General features: G+C 47.7%; 17 protein-coding genes. 9 read left to right on the forward strand and 8 right to left on the reverse strand.

Going from position 1 to position 15,823, the window contains the following annotated elements:
• Nucleotides 1–118: 118 nt before the first annotated feature.
• The 4 genes from NXS08_RS01505 to rpsT form a co-directional block, all read right to left on the reverse strand.
• A complete protein-coding gene (locus NXS08_RS01505) occupies nt 119–790 on the reverse strand; it encodes a hypothetical protein (protein WP_259136398.1) in 672 nt (223 codons plus the stop codon).
• Nucleotides 791–792: 2 nt separating this feature from the next.
• Nucleotides 793–1,677, reverse strand: a complete 885-nt coding sequence (locus NXS08_RS01510) for an ATP-binding cassette domain-containing protein (RefSeq protein WP_259136401.1) — start codon at nt 1,675–1,677, stop codon at nt 793–795.
• Entirely contained in the window at nt 1,674–2,060 is a 387-nt protein-coding gene (locus tag NXS08_RS01515) for a GntR family transcriptional regulator (RefSeq protein WP_259137342.1), read from the reverse strand. Before NXS08_RS01515 ends, NXS08_RS01510 begins: the two co-directional genes overlap by 4 nt.
• Before the next feature lie 284 nt (nt 2,061–2,344).
• The gene (rpsT, locus tag NXS08_RS01520) at nt 2,345–2,605 is read right to left on the reverse strand and encodes a 30S ribosomal protein S20 (protein ID WP_259136404.1); all 261 of its coding nucleotides are present in this window, start codon (nt 2,603–2,605) and stop codon (nt 2,345–2,347) included.
• 83 nt (nt 2,606–2,688) lie between these two features.
• Between rpsT and NXS08_RS01525 the strand changes: the two genes are divergently transcribed.
• Entirely contained in the window at nt 2,689–2,814 is a 126-nt protein-coding gene (locus tag NXS08_RS01525) for a hypothetical protein (protein ID WP_259136406.1), read from the forward strand.
• 373 nt (nt 2,815–3,187) lie between these two features.
• Here NXS08_RS01525 and NXS08_RS01530 read toward each other — a convergent pair whose 3' ends face one another.
• Nucleotides 3,188–3,910: a hypothetical protein gene (locus NXS08_RS01530; RefSeq protein WP_259136409.1), complete on the reverse strand. Its 723-nt coding sequence runs from the start codon at nt 3,908–3,910 to the stop codon at nt 3,188–3,190.
• A 106-nt stretch (nt 3,911–4,016) separates the two neighbouring features.
• Here NXS08_RS01530 and NXS08_RS01535 point away from each other — a divergent pair, with 106 nt between their 5' ends.
• The 4 genes from NXS08_RS01535 to hemW all read left to right on the forward strand — a co-directional run bounded on the left by NXS08_RS01535 (nt 4,017) and on the right by hemW (nt 9,088).
• On the forward strand, nt 4,017–4,883 hold the full coding sequence (locus tag NXS08_RS01535; RefSeq protein WP_259136411.1) for a hypothetical protein: 867 nt from the start codon (nt 4,017–4,019) through the stop codon (nt 4,881–4,883).
• A gap of 131 nt (nt 4,884–5,014) precedes the next feature.
• Nucleotides 5,015–6,874 carry a translation elongation factor 4 gene (lepA, locus tag NXS08_RS01540; RefSeq protein WP_259136419.1) on the forward strand — a complete coding sequence of 620 codons (1,860 nt, stop codon included), beginning with the start codon at nt 5,015–5,017 and terminating at the stop codon, nt 6,872–6,874.
• Nucleotides 6,874–7,782, forward strand: a complete 909-nt coding sequence (gene trmB, locus NXS08_RS01545; RefSeq protein WP_259136421.1) for a tRNA (guanosine(46)-N7)-methyltransferase TrmB — start codon at nt 6,874–6,876, stop codon at nt 7,780–7,782. The genes lepA and trmB overlap by 1 nt, the downstream gene beginning before the upstream one ends.
• Before the next feature lie 10 nt (nt 7,783–7,792).
• Nucleotides 7,793–9,088, forward strand: a complete 1,296-nt coding sequence (hemW, locus tag NXS08_RS01550; protein ID WP_259136423.1) for a radical SAM family heme chaperone HemW — start codon at nt 7,793–7,795, stop codon at nt 9,086–9,088.
• A gap of 64 nt (nt 9,089–9,152) precedes the next feature.
• On the opposite strand, the gene NXS08_RS07395 is transcribed toward hemW, so the two are convergent.
• Nucleotides 9,153–9,461: an IS1 family transposase gene (locus NXS08_RS07395; protein ID WP_396232241.1), complete on the reverse strand. Its 309-nt coding sequence runs from the start codon at nt 9,459–9,461 to the stop codon at nt 9,153–9,155.
• Nucleotides 9,462–9,910: 449 nt separating this feature from the next.
• Here NXS08_RS07395 and NXS08_RS01555 point away from each other — a divergent pair, with 449 nt between their 5' ends.
• From NXS08_RS01555 to NXS08_RS01570, 4 genes are all read left to right on the forward strand, one after another.
• Nucleotides 9,911–10,849, forward strand: coding sequence for an ABC transporter ATP-binding protein (locus NXS08_RS01555; protein ID WP_259136426.1), 939 nt, complete (start codon nt 9,911–9,913; stop codon nt 10,847–10,849).
• A gap of 16 nt (nt 10,850–10,865) precedes the next feature.
• On the forward strand, nt 10,866–11,648 hold the full coding sequence (locus NXS08_RS01560; RefSeq protein ID WP_259136427.1) for an ABC transporter permease: 783 nt from the start codon (nt 10,866–10,868) through the stop codon (nt 11,646–11,648).
• 77 nt (nt 11,649–11,725) lie between these two features.
• Nucleotides 11,726–12,859, forward strand: coding sequence for a histidine kinase (locus NXS08_RS01565; protein WP_259137344.1), 1,134 nt, complete (start codon nt 11,726–11,728; stop codon nt 12,857–12,859).
• On the forward strand, nt 12,852–13,466 hold the full coding sequence (locus NXS08_RS01570; protein WP_259136429.1) for a response regulator transcription factor: 615 nt from the start codon (nt 12,852–12,854) through the stop codon (nt 13,464–13,466). The genes NXS08_RS01565 and NXS08_RS01570 overlap by 8 nt, the downstream gene beginning before the upstream one ends.
• Before the next feature lie 78 nt (nt 13,467–13,544).
• Here the strand turns inward: NXS08_RS01570 and NXS08_RS01575 are convergent, their stop codons facing one another.
• Both NXS08_RS01575 and NXS08_RS01580 read right to left on the reverse strand, forming a co-directional pair.
• Entirely contained in the window at nt 13,545–14,591 is a 1,047-nt protein-coding gene (locus NXS08_RS01575) for an aminoacyltransferase (RefSeq protein WP_259136431.1), read from the reverse strand.
• A gap of 2 nt (nt 14,592–14,593) precedes the next feature.
• Nucleotides 14,594–15,661, reverse strand: coding sequence for an aminoacyltransferase (locus NXS08_RS01580; protein ID WP_259136433.1), 1,068 nt, complete (start codon nt 15,659–15,661; stop codon nt 14,594–14,596).
• Between the last annotated feature and the right edge of the window lie 162 nt (nt 15,662–15,823).

Consider the following 15,823-nt stretch of genomic DNA (forward strand, 5'->3'; position numbering starts at 1 on the left):
GCCCTTATATCCGGTATGCCTCAGAGCTTATATTGAACTTGGGTGTGGAAAACATTTTATTTCCCACATCCAAGTTAATCAGCTAACAGCCAGAACCTTTTGGAATAAGCTGGAACTTTTAAGCTCTGCGAACTACCGGAGCGTTAAGTGATAGCAAGCCAGATAACAGAAGGAATCCTAACGGGAAAGCAAATAGTAGCGTTTTGTAATCAAAAACGTAGCCTATTTTGTTGAAGACTAGAATCATAACTAAACACGCAACTATAGCTGCTAAGAGTAGCGAATAGATAATAATCAGGAAGATTAGCTGGGAGTTTGAAGTACTCTTTAGGTAGATAGCTGAGAAAGTGTAGGCAGCTTGGTCTGCGATAAAGAAAGCAGCTAAAACGGTGATAATAGTTTCTACATTCCAGTTGTACCCCTGAGTCTGTGAAAATCGTTCCGCCGCAAAGATTACAAACCAAGTTAAGATATAAAAGCCAATGAACAATAAACCGGTTAAACGTACCGATAGTTTATTAGTTCTTTCAGTAGCACCGCTAAGAATAGCTATCCTAGGGATCATCAAATAATGCGCCGTGTGGATTGCCAGAACTGAAATAAACCCGGTTAAACTCCAGCTAAACGTTAAATCTGAGGCCTCAGAATCATTTATGCCAAGGTAGTTTAATATGCCCTTAACGATTGACTGGATAAAGATAATAGATATAGGAATCACCAGGAATTTACTGGTTATAGACACTCCAGCTTTAGTGAGCTGCCAGATGGAAGGTTGAGATTTCGAGTGCATGATTATTCCTTTGCCAATTGAGCTACGAATGCGTCTTGAAAAGATAGCGGCTGTGAAGCCAGAGTAGAAAAGTCCGTCAGCAGAGGGAAGCCGGTGGGAGGAATCTCGACAATAATTTCTTTAAAGCTACCCAAAGTGCGAGAGAAGCTAATCTTCAGGTGAGGATATTCTTTTTGGAACTTTTCAATATCTGCAGTGCTGCCTTGGATCGATCGATACTTTGCTTTTAAAGCTTCGGTGGAATCCGCGAAAATTAGCTTACCTTTGTTAATAATGCGAACTTCATTGCAAAGAGTTTCGAGTTCTCCAACCATATGAGAGGAAATCACGAAACTTCTTGGTGTTTTAGCTTCATCTAGTCCCCGAGCGTTCAAATCGATAATTTTCTCGTAAAGGCGGTAACGAGTGGGCACATCTAGATTTGCTTGGATCTCATCTAATAGGGTGAACCGAGCTTCAGAAGCCAACGCAAAAATAGCAAGTAGTAGATTTCCTTCACCAGTAGAGAGCTTTTTAAAGGTTCGTCTTGGTTTCAGATTTATTTCGAAGTGATCTATTAGCTGCTGGTAGAGTTCTTCGTTCCAAGTTTTACGCAGGCTCAGGTAAGCCAATATATCTTGAATTGCGTATTCAGCGTATTCTTTGGCGCTTCCGACATAAAATACTTCGCTATGGAGATTCTCTAAGTTAGCGAGTTGTCCGTTCAACTCTATTTCACCACTGTGATCGCTAATTAAACCAGCCAATATCCGCAGTAAGGTAGTTTTTCCAGCCCCATTCGGGCCTAGTAATGCGGTGATGGAGTTAGCCGCAAAGGAAGTGGAAATATCCTCTAGGGTAGGGGTAGAGTTTCCTCGATACGTAAAGCTCAGATGTTTGGTTTTCATAGCTTTTTATCTCTCTTAGTAGCTAAATATTGCGTAACGTAGGTTAGGATTTCAGTTTCACTAAGCCCTAAGTCTGTCGCAGTTTTTAAGGCGGGTTTTAAGGTTGTTTCAAAGTATGTGTCTTTGTATTTTGTAACGATTTGCTCTTTAGCGGTTGCAGTTACGAACATCCCAATACCGCGTCGTTTTTCAATTAGGCCCTCATCAAGTAAAAGGGAAAAGGCTTTTCCAGCGGTAGCAGGGTTTATACGGAAAGCTGTTGCATAGGCCGTAGTGGACATCAACTGTTCACCGGGTTGTAAAGTTTCCGAAAGGATTTTTTGACGAATGTCCTCAGCGATCTGTTGGTAGATAGGCGCGGAATCGTCGAAGTGCAATATGATCACCCCCCTAAGTGGTTAGTTACATAACTAATTAACCACTTAGGTGGTTGAGTTGTCAAGAGGTCGGGTAGTAAGTGCGCCGGGCCATTTTTGGGGAATACGAGTCTAAAAGGGGATTTAGACTCGTATTTCATGTAAAAAGAGGGGGATATAGAAGAAAATACGAGTCAGAACCGTAGTTTAGACTCGTATTTCGTAAAAATAGACGTGCGTCTATGTCTAGATAAAGTTAGGCACCCACAAACCGGAGCTTGTAGGTGCCTAACTTAAGTTAAGAGAAGAAATCACATCTTCGCGATCTGTACAGCCAGCTTGGACTGACGGTTGCCAGCCTGGTTGCGGTGGATCACACCCTTGGAGGCAGCCTTGTCCAGCTTCTTGCCAGCTAGACGTAGAGCTGCTTCAGCAGCTTCACGATCGCCAGCAGCGATAGCTTCACGTACGCGACGGATGTAGGTCTTTAGTTCAGACTTAACAGCCTTGTTGCGCAGGCGACGCTTTTCGTTGGTCTTGATGCGCTTCATCTGGGACTTGATATTTGCCACAGTATTTACTCTCTTTTTGTTAGATTAACAGGGTCGGTGAGGGCTTGTTGGGTCTAGACAACTCAGTGGGGGACACTCGAGATATGGCAAACGACCCAACGTGGTCCCAAGCCCGACCAGGCTTGAATCCACTTGCAATCTTAGCAGGAAACCGTGGAAAAACAACGAAAAACCCACAGTTACTAAAGGTGAACCCGCTCACCGTATAAAAAAGTTACGGGTAGAGGGGAATAGGGGGGGAAGTGGATACTGGGCGTGGACAAGAATGTTCTCGCAGAGCCTGGATTAGGTAGCGAGGGCGGGGTATGGACGCGAAATCCGGGTAGGGCGTCGGGGGCTTGTATGGTGAGTGGTTGCGAGGACGCGGTGGCGGACGTGAAATCCGGGTAGGGCAACGCGGTATGCCCCTTGTCGAAGGTTGCGAGGGCGGGGCGGTGGACGTGAAATCCGGGCAGGGCGTCGGGAGCTTGTATGGTGAGTGGTTGCGAGGGCGGGGCGGTGGACGCGAAATCCAAGCTACCTGCGGGGCTACTTTAGTTTGCGAGGTAGTAAGGACGCGGCAGTCGGCGCTGAAAGCCCGGTTTAACCACCGAAGATTAAGAGGAAAATCGACAGTAGGGTTACGAAAATCATCACCGGCATGGACAAAAATGCGCCTATGAAGAAAACAAGCGTAGGACGCAGATCGTGTTCCAACCAGCTTCCTTGGTAGGCTCCCCCAGCTAATTCACGTAATGCCCGTTGGCTTGCTTCCACTCGAGGCATGAATTTTGCAGATCGTGTATTGAACTCGGCTCGGACAGAAGCGATTGACTCTCCTTGCTGCTGAGCGAATATCTTGAAATCTGCCGAAGTGTCATCTTTAGAGCCGGAAGAAATAATCACCTGCGTTCCCCCAGCAGCGATTATCTTCGCATTTTCAGCACTAATGCGCCGTAAAAGATCTTTCCGACGCCAAGCAAAACCAAGTACGAAAACTAAAGCTAAAATACCTAGCGCTAGAGAGATCTTCCACCAGGCAGAATCAAAACGCCAGATTCCCAGTGCACTGAGGGATAAAACTGAAACAGTCGCCAGAAAACCGAGTTTAATTAAGAGCGCTCCGGGAGTGTTAATGATTAGTTTTAAAAATTGCCCGGTGGTGTCTACTACAGAGGCTTTTGCTTCAGTAACTTTCTTTTCAGCAGCTAAGGGGTCAAATGACTTACCCGCTGTTTCAGCAAACTTTCGGCCAAAATCTTCCTCCGAAAAGTCGTCGAAATGAATGTGCGTTTCGCGGTTGAACTGCTCATCTGAAAATTTCATGGGGCCTCCTAAGGGCAACTCCGCTGGCAAATAAACTAAACTGTTAATACTACTTTATCTGTCAGAAAGTACCATTGCGCGGTGAAACTATTTTCAGGAGGAATCAATGGAACAGCAAGATTTTATTGGAATGCCCGCGTTGAGATCAGCTCTGAAAATCATTTACACTCCGGGAATAAACTTGAAAACTCCGATTGGGCTGCGCAATGACCCGCAGGCAGCGCTTATTTTGGAAAATGGCCGTGAGCTGGACCAGCAGTTTACGCAGGCCAGTGAGTATTTGGATCCGTTTGATCGGCGTGATTATTTGGCTTGGTTGGAAACGGCTGATGGTGTGGCGTTTTCGCAGTGGAAACAGCGGGCGTTTGCGTTGGCGGCTGCCTTGCAAACTTTAGAGACAGGTTGGGAACAGGATGAGGCCACGCAAAGCGTTACGCGGGTTCCTGAGGAAGTGCAAAATGCGGTGGATCGAGCTTGGGCGTGGGATCATAATCGCCATTGGTTTTTGGTGTTTTGCATTATTTTGGTGACGGCTGCTTTTATGACTTCCGGGCCGGATATGAGTGCTTCGACTTTGAATTTGGTGCAGGGGCTTTTGGGGTTAGCTGCCGGTATATTGATGGGGTATGCGGTGAGTTTTTGGCCGCGGTGGCAGTTGCGTAAGCTGGCCAGAAAACATGGGATTGTGTTGGAAGCTGAGCAGGTGAGTGAAAAACCGCAGCCGGTTGCGGTGCCTCTGTGGGATATTCCCGAGGGCGCTACGGAGCTTTCTTCTGCGCGTATCCTCAACTTTGCTAATTGGGTGATGTTAGCTCAACCGGGTAAAACGCATTTTCTTGATTTAACTCCGGGGCGTATTAACACTAAGGTTACATCTGAGCGTCACCGGAAGATTGTGGAAACAGCCCAGGGGTGGATTGATAAAGAGGCGCAGAAGAAAGCGCGGTTGGCGCGGTTGAAATCGGCGGATTAGGTTGCAAGCTGTATAAAAAATGGACGTAACTTGAGTTTTAGTTGGGGTTTAATTAGCTCTTGTGCTCTGAACGTGCGAAAATTGGCGTGAATGTCTAAAATCGCCTTGAAAAAGATGAAGGGTAGGTTCCCGTGTCGCCAGTTGTGAGTGACGCTCAGGCTAAGTTTATTCAGCCGGCAGCTACTGATCCAGCGTTGATTCGTAACTTCTGTATCATCGCCCACATTGACCACGGCAAGTCCACCTTGGCTGACCGGATGCTTCAAAAAACTGGTGTTGTGGCGCAGCGTGATATGCGTGACCAGTATCTTGACCGGATGGATATTGAACGTGAACGCGGGATTACGATTAAATCTCAAGCTGTTCGTATGCCCTGGGAGTTAGACGGCACCGGGTATGCGCTTAATATGATTGATACGCCCGGGCACGTGGATTTCACTTATGAGGTTTCTCGTTCCTTAGCTGCTTGTGAGGGTGCTGTTCTTTTAGTTGATGCTGCCCAGGGGATTGAAGCGCAGACTTTGGCTAATCTTTATTTGGCGATGAGTAATGACCTGGAGATTATTCCGGTTCTTAATAAGATTGATTTGCCTTCTGCACAGCCAGAGAAGTATGCGGCCGAGATCGCTAACTTGATTGGGTGCAAAGAAGAAGAGATTCTGAAAGTTTCTGGAAAAACTGGCGAGGGCGTCGAAGAACTACTTGACGAGATTGTACGTCGGATTCCTGCTCCTAAGGGGGAAAAGGATAAGCCGGCGCGTGCTCTTATTTTTGATTCGGTTTACGATATTTACCGCGGTGTGGTCACTTACGTGCGGGTAGTTGATGGAACGTTGAATCCGCGTGAGCGCATTAAAATGATGTCTACTGCCGCTGCGCATGAAGTGCTTGAAATTGGGGTTATTTCTCCGGAGCCAAAAGCAACTAAGGGACTTTCAGTTGGTGAAGTAGGTTATCTTATTACGGGTGTGAAAGACGTTCGCCAATCTAAGGTTGGTGACACGGTTACTACCGCTATCCGCGGAGCTGAAACGCCTTTGGCGGGTTATGAAGAACCTAAGCCAATGGTTTATTCGGGTCTTTACCCGATTGATGGTTCTGATTTCCCGAACCTGCGTGAAGCCCTAGAAAAACTTCAGCTTAATGACGCGGCTTTAACTTTTGAACCGGAATCATCAGCCGCCCTCGGTTTTGGATTCCGCTGTGGTTTCTTAGGACTTTTGCACTTAGAGATTGTGCGTGAAAGATTAGAACGTGAGTTTAATCTTTCCTTAATCGCTACTGCGCCAAACGTAATCTACCGGGTTATTGCTGAGGATCGTAGTGAAATAATCGTCACTAACCCTTCGGAGTATCCGACTGGAAAAGTTACTGAAGTGCGTGAACCGGTAGTTAAGTCTACTATCCTTACTCCGAAAGAGTTCGTGGGGCCGGTGATGGAACTTTGCCAGGCCCGCCGCGGCATCATGGGGGGAATGGATTATATTTCTGAAGACCGTGTTGAATTGCATTACACGCTACCGTTGGCAGAGATCGTCTTTGACTTCTTTGATGCTCTGAAGTCCCGTACCCGTGGGTATGCTTCTTTAGATTACGAACCTGCTGGGGAAGAAGCCGCTGATTTGGTGCGCGTGGACATTCTTTTAAATGGGGAACAGGTGGACGCGTTCTCTGCGATTGTGCATAAGGATGCTGCTTACGCTTACGGGGTGAAGCTCACTAAGAAACTTAAAGAGTTAATTCCCCGCCAGCAGTTCGAGGTTCCGGTTCAAGCTGCGGTTGGTTCTCGCGTGATTGCGCGCGAAACCATTAAGGCACTGCGTAAAGATATGCTGGCAAAGTGTTACGGCGGTGACATTACCCGTAAACGTAAGCTGCTGGAAAAACAAAAAGAAGGTAAGAAACGCATGAAGTCGATTGGCCGTGTCGATGTGCCACAAGAAGCCTTCATTGCAGCTTTAACGTCTGAAGCACCTCAGGGTAAAAACTAATGATTGAAGAGACTTTTAGGGTAGCTAAGGAAACTGGTTTAGTTTCTGAAAATACTGCGGCGGTAGAAAAATCGCAGCCAATCGAAGATTCGGTTACGCCAGAGGCTCAGCAAATCGAAAAGGCTGCGCCGGCGCCCTCGGGAAAAGAAAAAACTCCTTTCATTGCCCGCGTAAAATCCTTCACCCGGCGGGGGAGGGAACTTAACCCGGGAATCCAGCGTACCTGGGATGCCTACGCCGGCCAGTACGTGATCGACGTACCTCGTGCCGAAGGATACACTACGGTTGCTGACGGATTCCGCCTGGATTTGGAAGCAACTTTCGGACGCGTCGCTCCATTAGTTGTAGAAATCGGTCCTGGCAACGGCGAACAGATTGTGGCTTATGCGAAAGCACACCCAGAAATGGACTTCCTAGCGTTCGAAGTCTACCGCCAGGGGATTGGAAAAACGATTGCTCGAGCGGTCGCTGCGGGGGTTACTAACCTGCGTTTGGTGGAAGCCGATGCAGCGCAGGCGCTGCCGATTATGCTCGCTGATGGTTGCGCCAGTGAAGTGTGGGTATTCTTCCCTGACCCGTGGCGCAAAGCCCGCCATCATAAGCGTCGGCTGGTAAGCCCCGCTTTCGCTTTGGAAGTGGCGCGACTACTGAAAGATGACGGAGTTTGGCGGATGGCAACTGACTGGCAAAACTACGCTTGGCAGATGCGTGATGTGTTGGAAGGTTGCGACCAATTCTTGAATCCCTACCTGGGGGAACGGCCTGATCCAGAAGAACCAGAACCAACCCGCGGCGGCTATGCCCCTCGTTTTGAAGGACGTGTGAAGACACACTTTGAAAACCGCGGAGACCGCCAAGGACGCGAATCCTACGATATTGTAGGTATTCGTCGCCCTCGAGAAAACTAGGAAACTGCCGGTGGCACCCACTTTGCCAGACGGCGTTGCTTGGCCGGCAGACGGAATACTTGACCCTGCGAAAGTGGGGCGCACTTCCCGTAATCTCTCGCTTTACATACACGTCCCGTTTTGTACGGTGCGCTGCGGATACTGCGATTTCAACACCTATACTGTGGGGTTTGGTCCCGGAGCTTCACCCGAATCCTACCACCAGAGTGTCTTTCGCGAAATTGACTTAGCTGCCGCAGTTTTAGCGCCTTACCAGCATCAGCCGGTGCAGTCGATTTTCGTAGGTGGGGGCACTCCAACGCTGCTGGCTTCGAAACACTTGGGGCAGATTGTTGAGTATGCGGCGCAGCGGTTTGAACTGGCTGATAACTGTGAAATTACCACAGAAGCCAATCCGGATTCAGTTGATCAAAAGGCTTTAGAAACCTTGGCAGCAGCCGGTTTTACCCGGATTTCTTTCGGCATGCAGTCTGCCGTGCCTCATGTTCTGCGGACCTTGGATCGTACCCATGACCCGAAGCGGATTAATCGTGTGGTGAAGTGGGCGAAGCAGGCTGGGTTAGCTACCTCTTTGGATTTGATTTATGGGACTCCCGGTGAATCATTGGCGGATTGGGAAGTTTCTTTGACGGCGGCGCTGGCTGCGGAAACTAGCCACATTTCGACGTATGCGCTGGTGATTGAAGAAGGCACGAAAATGTGGAAAGACGTGCAAAGGGGGAAGCTACCACTTCCGGACCCAGACGATGAAGCTGCGAAATACGAGTTGGCAGATACCTTGCTTACGAAAGCGGGTTTTGCCTGGTACGAGATTTCCAACTGGGCGCGCCTAGTACCGGGCGAACAGGCGGGGACCACGGCGCTGCAGCATGCGTCGGTGCACAACTTGGCATATTGGCGAGATGACGACTGGTGGGGGATTGGCCCGGGGGCGCATTCGCATTTGGGAAATCTGCGCTGGTGGAATCGCAAGCATCCGCGAGCGTGGGCGCAGGCTTTAACTGGCAACGGCGTTGATGGCTTTGACGGCAGTCACAAAGGGGGTGGTTTGGCTTCGCCGGCACAAGCAGGGGAAGAATTATTACCTGCAGACCGGGCTTTGGAACGCTTCTTACTGCAGATTCGCACAGCGGATGGTTTGGCAGTTTCTGAAGTTGATCCACAATTGCGAGGACGTATTCCCGCGCTTATCGGTCAGGATTTGCTGTCTATGGAGGGAAATCCTAATCAGGGTGAAGCTGTTATCACATTAACTTTAGCGGGGCGTTTACTGGCTGACTACGTCACCCGCGAACTCACTGTTTAACGGTGTGGTTTTGACCTAAAAAATAGAACATTTTATGTAGAACGCAAACGATTCACCTTGGTTGCTATGCTGATTGTGCATAGTTCTTATTTCCTATCAGTTTCTGGGGTTTTCGTCTGAAGGTTCGTCCCTGTCTTGGTATTTCTGCGTATGTGACTTTACCGAGGATGAAGTCAAGGAATGCGGAGATGTCGCGTGTTTGAGTATCGTAATGCCATCGGGAACTGATCTTACATTCGCGGCATAACCAGCGTTGTTTGCCGTTAGGGGAGTACCCGCTGCGGAGCATGGGAGAAGAACAAACTGGGCATGTTTTCGGGTGGTTTGGTATGCCTCTAAAATGACGTAATTTGTGTTCAAGGTTTTCGTTGATTTATCAAGGAAAACCGTATTTTCATCAACCGTTCCTGTCCTATAAGCCCAGTTTCTCTTTAGAATCCAATAAAGACGGAGGATTACCTATGAAACCATCTGAGATTATTTGGTTACTATTAGGAACCCAACTTTTCTACTCGTTGCAATCGCGGTGGGGGCTGCGGCTTAGTTTCACAGTGGGTATTGGCGGTTAGGTTACCTTGCCATTTGCGATCCATTTGGCCTGTATTTTCCCTGCATTGAAACCTTAAAAAGAGTCTCTGTTATCGGAAAAATGCTACTAGCTAAACCCGGTTTCCTCCCCGCTAGCTGGTCAAAAGTTTAGTTTTTAGGGGACTGAAGATTTTTGTCTATAGCCCGAATTATTTTCAACAATGACAAATGTCATGCCTGAAAATAGGTGAAAGCATACTTCAAGAAAAGCTTCTACAGGTACAAACTTTAAGTATGAACACAAACACTAACGAAACCCCAGCTGCTCTAAAAGTAACTGGAATAACTAAACGATTTGGCGCGGTAACCGCGGTAGATAACGTGGATTTAGAAATCCGCCAAGGTGAGATTGTGGCCTTACTGGGGCCCAATGGAGCCGGAAAAACTACTTTGTTGGATATAGCGCTGGGACTGCAACTACCAAACCAAGGAAATGCGCGACTGTACGGCATGAAACCAATTTCTGCTATCCGTCGTTCGCTGGTAGGGGTAATGCAACAAACCGGTGGTATTTTGGAAGATTACCGAGTGGACACTTTCCTTAAAACAGTAGCTGCCACCCACCTTAATCCACTTAGTTTGGATGAAGTTTTAGAAATCACTAACCTAAGCAAATTTCGTAAACAAAGGATCGTTAAACTCTCAGGCGGGGAAAAACAGCGTATCCGGTTTGCCACAGCCTTGCTGGGGAATCCAAAACTGCTGGTATTAGATGAGCCTACGGCAGGAATGGACGCGGTAGCTCGTAGAGAATACTGGGAACTAATGCGCCAGTTCGCTGAAACAGGTAAGACCATTATTTTCGCAACCCATTACCTGGCAGAAGCAGAAGCCTTTGCGCAGCGAACCGTAATCATGAAATCAGGCAAAATCATTGTTGATGACGTTACGGACCAGATCCGTCGTACTCACGAGCAGCAGGTTCTTTCGATTACCCTACCTGAAACTGAGCTTGAAAAAGTGTTGTCTTATCTTAAGAGCCATTTCTTAAAGCAGATTACTTCAGTCGCAGTTGAGAGACAGCGCCTTACTGCGGTAGGTAAAGATCTTGACTCAGTAGCCCGCTACTTGTTGAGTATTGAGGGCGCTCACGGTTTGGAACTTACCTCGAATAGTTTAGAAGACGTTTATACGAATTTAGTTGGCCCGCAAAATGACGGTGAAAACGATTAGAAGTAAAGGAAGAATAATGGACACTTTAACTGAACTTAAGGGAATGCCCGCTTCTAATGGATTCAAGGGGTTTCTCTATATTTCTTTGATTGCTTTCATGCGCATTGCCGGGCACCCACTTAACTTGGCTTTCTCTATTGGGCTTCCCATAGTCATGTATTTGATTTTCGGAGTTGGTAAAGACTACAGCAGTATCGAACTGCCTCACGGGAATGTTTCCGCGCAGATTATGCTGAATATGGCCTTTTATGGGGTGGTTATAGGAGCTTCAACCGTTTCAGTAGGTACTACTTTAGAACGTGCTAATGGGGTTTCTCGGCTTTATTCCACTACGCCCCTGTCATCATTTGCTTTTATTCTTAGTCGGATGGTGGCTTCATTAGGAGTAGTAACTATCGCGATTGTGGCAACTTTTTCTGTAGGAGCATTGACTGAAGCTAGGTTGGATGCTCATCTATGGCCTTTAACTGGGTTGCTGCTGGTTCTTTCTACAGTTTTAGCTTCATTGCTGGGCTTGAGCTTTGGTTTCATTTTCCGCTCTGACGCAGCCTATGGGGGAGTTTCCGGGGTGACGGTTATTTCTGCTTTTCTTGCAGGAATTTTCCTTCCTTTGGAGCAAATGTCGAGTTTCTTCCAAGATTTAGCTCCTTACTCGCCTTTTTACGGTGCAATAATGTTGGTTAGCGCACCTTTATACGGAGAGGCGGTTAAGTGGTCTTGGGTATTTAACGTAGTTGTTTGGTGTGTGATCTTTGCAAGCATTTCGGTTCTGGCACGGCGTTACGATACGGGGCGCTGAAAACGAGGGCGTTTGTGAATCTAGCAATAAATAAAAACCCGTTGGGCGTAAACTAGAAAAGGTGAGAAAGGCAAGTGATGGCGAAAAAATGGCAGCTACAGGCAGATCCTGAAAAAACTTGGTTGGTGCTTGGGCACAGCGCGCCCTTCCTTGTCTTTTTGTCCTTCCCCGTTTACGCCGCCTATTCGGTGGGAGCATTCACCACGCGAGGTTTGCAGATCCTGGGCAGCACCGCAGTTTTTGCGATTACTTACCTGCTGACTTCCATTGCAGTTCCAATTGCACCTGAGGAAAGAAAACTCACCGCGCGCTTCATCTTTTGGCATTCATTGTTATTCATAGTGGCCTTACTCTATTTCCTGCTTGCGTACTTTGGTGGCGGAAGCGGCATGGTATTTTACATTTCCTACCTATCGGCCCTATGGATCCTGCAGGCCCCTAAATATCTGGTGTCGGTAGGGGGAATTCTAAGTATAGTTATCGCTGCTGCGCTTTCATTCTTTGTACCAGGAGAGTACCGCTTTGGGGTAGTTGTCATTGCTCTGGCGAACTTAAGCTTTTGGATGACACGGCGAAACATAGAGGAAGAAAAAATCAGTTTAGAAACCGCTGCACGTGACGTTTTATTCGCCCAAGAAAGAGAACGTAACCGCATTAGTTCAGATCTACACGACACTTTAGGGCAAACTCTCACCGCTTTGGGATTAAAAGCAGAACTAAGCCAAAAAATGCTTGAAGCGGGGCGCACTGACTTAGTACAAAAAGAGCTTGCCGAACTGCAAGTTTTAACAAGGGAGGTACTGGGCGACGTACGTTCAGTTGTTTCAGCTAACCGTTTCTTGGATTTAGTTGAAGAAATCAAAGCAGCTGAAAAGCTCTGCCGCAGTGTAGGCACGTGTTTTGAACTTAACGATCAAAGTGCTTCTCTCACAGTTGAACAGCGCACTATCTGCGCCTATGTGCTGCGCGAATCGGTAACTAACGCGTTACGTCACGGCGAACCAACTTTGATTAAAGTAGAGATTACACCCACCCACCTGTGGATTAGTAATGACATAACGGTTATAAAACCCACTAAAGGGATGGGACTAGGGTTAGAATCACTGCGTCAACGCATTGGAAAACTTGGGGTTTTAGAAACCCGTAAGGAACACGGGCAGTGGCATTTGACAGTTACTTTCACAAACGAAATGGCAGTGCAAAATGATTAAGGTGATTCTAGTTGATGACCAGGCGATGGTTAGAGAAGCTCTGGCAGCACTATTGGAACTAAGTGGCTCCGTGAAGGTTATCGCTCAGGCAAAAAATGGGGTAGAGGCGTTGGAAATCATAGGGAAACTGGCGCCCAGCGAGGCTGAGGTTTTGCTAACTGACATTGAAATGCCCCAGATGGATGGGCTTACTCTGGCGGAAAATGTACGCCGTTCCTACCCGCACCTGAAAGTTTGCATCGTTACCACCTTTGGACGCGCCGGCTACGTACAGCGAGCCTTAAGCGCGGGGGCTAAAGGATTTTTAGTTAAGGACGCACCTTCGAAAGACTTAGTTTCCGCCCTCGAACAAATCCAAAAAGGAATCCGGGTAGTCGATCCCGCCCTGGCATTGGACGCCCTGTCCCTGCCCGCCAGCCCCCTGACAGAACGGGAAAAAGACATCCTGCTGGCATTTGAAAAGTTGGGAACAGTTTCCGAGGTCGCCGCCGAACTATTCCTTTCCGCCGGAACTGTCCGCAACCACGTCTCTAATATCATTGCGAAAACCCACGCTAAGAATAGAGCAGAAGCCACCCGCATCGCTCGCGAAAATGGGTGGCTTTAAGCTACAGAAATAGCGTGGCTTTAAGCTACAGAAATAGTTTGAGAAGCTGCGGCTGCACCCCCATTGACGGGGATCTGCTCAGTCTTTTGGCAGGAAGTCTTGGTATTTGGCTTCGTCAAAGACAACGTCTAAGCTACCAATGTAATGCACCCCGGCATTATCTCCACAAATCTTTCGCTTGAACTTATACATGCCACATTCGTCAGGATTTAAAGCATCCACGCCACCCATGTCATATTCAGCCAGACCTAACTCTAAAGCGTATTTGATAGCTTCAAAGTTCATTTGAATATTCGGGTAGAGGTTGCGTTTTTCGTTAGAAGAAGCCGCTGCAAAGTAAGCCATTTTCCGGTTGTAAATGACCAGAACCGCAGCAGAAAGAGCAGTGCCTTCTTCATCACGAGAAATCACTAAACGTGACTGAGGGTATAGTTCCAGCATCCGGCGATAGTAGGGTTTGGGTCGGAATACGAAGTCTTGCCGGGAACCGGTAACGTTCATCAGCTCATAGAATTCATCGTAAGAAGACTCGAAGTCCGGGTCGGTGAAACCGTAGAAAGTAGTTTGAATTCCACTGCGATAGGATTTGGAAAGCTCATTTCTGAACCGAGCTGAATGGGCAGTTACCGCAGTTTCGTCTTTGCCCACCAGGTCTAATACCACCGCGTACATCATTTGTGTGAAGTGGTAGATATTTTCTATTTCCCGTGAACGGAACTTGTATCCTAAAGCCCGGTAGGATTCAACCAGCTGGTCATCGATCTGGTGCGCCGGTTCAATCCGCAACAAGAACGGGTTTCTTAGTTCAATAGCGGGTTTTGCTTCAGCTAAAAGAGCTTGTACGGTGTCTACCTCAGCAAAATCGGCTACCGGTCCGCGCGGCACGTACATGAAAGAGGTTTCACCACCATCATTAGAAATGGAGAGGATTGTCATCGCAGCGGTGATTTCCCCGGTTTCGGACTGGAGGTAAACCAGGTCAGCGTTCCAGTTATTTTTAAGCTCAGCCCAGTGAATAGACTGCATATAGTTACCGTATTCGCTGGTGGCAACAAACTCTTCATAGGCAGCTAGCTGCGCTTTAATTTCGGCCGTGTCGGCAAAGGGGGTGCTCAGCACAGGCATGGTTAGAAGTCCTTAACTAAAGTTACTTTATCGGTTTCGCGAATATCTTCAGGCAGGAAAGCCCGGTAGCGGGATTCTTCAAAGACCAGGTCCAAAGCGCCGATCCATTGCACCATTCCCTCTTTACCGCACAGGTCGCGCTTAAACTTAAACAGAGGGCAACCCTCATTATGCATTTTTACGCTTCCCATATCGTAGTGGGTCATCCCATCTGCGATCGCATCTTTAATGGCTTCCCAGTTAGTTTGGGTAGCGGGATAAAGATTGCGTTTTTCGGTGGTTGAACCGGCGTAAACGTAGTGAGATTTATTGTTGTAGTTCACCAGCAGACAGCCAGAGAGGGGAGTGCCTTCTTCATCGGAAGTAATGATGATTTTTCCTCCGGGGAAGGCACGCACCATACGATCGAAGTATTCGATGGGGCGGGTGATGGCTCCCTTTCGGTCGAGGGAGGTTTTAACCAGCTGGTGGAAAGTTTCTAAAGCCCACTGGTAGTCTGCATCATTTGCGCTGTAAATCTTTGAAGAGATACCGCTCTTATAGGATTTGCGGATTTTTCCGCGGAAACGGGAACTGAAATCAGCAAAGACTTCATCTTCAGTTTTTCCGTTAATCCAACGGATCATGGTGTAAACACCATTTGAGAAAGGTTTGTAATCGTCTTCTTCAGAAGAACGGAATTGGAATCCAAGGGCGCGGTATTTTTCTACCAGTTCTTGATCAAAGGGGTGTTCGGGTTCAAGGCGCAGCAGGTAGGGGTTGCGTGCTTTAATCGCAGGTTTTGCTTCTTCCAGCAGGCGCATTACTAAATCAACATCGGAAAAATCGCAGACAGGGCCGCGTGAATACATGAGGGAGTATTCATCGTTAGCGACGGAAAGTAGAGTCAGGGCGGCGCAGATTTTCCCAGTTTCGTCACGTAAATAAACGTAGTCTGCGTGCCAGTTATTTTTTACTTTTTGCCAGTGGATGGACTGTAGCATATGCCCGTGTGGGGAAGTGGCGATGAAATTTTCGTATTCTTCCAGTTCAGCTGCCGCATTAGGGGCGTCGGTATTGATGATTGGCATTTATGCACCTTTCTTAGTCAGTTTCAAGAATACCGAGTTTCTTTTTAGCTCGCTTGGTGTTGCCTGCGTGTCTACAGACTCAGAAGCCGGTTTTACCTATCAAAGTTAATTACTTTGTCAGCTGACTTAAATGTGAGATGAGTCTTTTAATGCGGAGTTAAT

Origin of the sequence: Gleimia sp. 6138-11-ORH1, assembly GCF_024814355.1 — a bacterium.
Taxonomy (GTDB): domain Bacteria; phylum Actinomycetota; class Actinomycetes; order Actinomycetales; family Actinomycetaceae; genus Gleimia.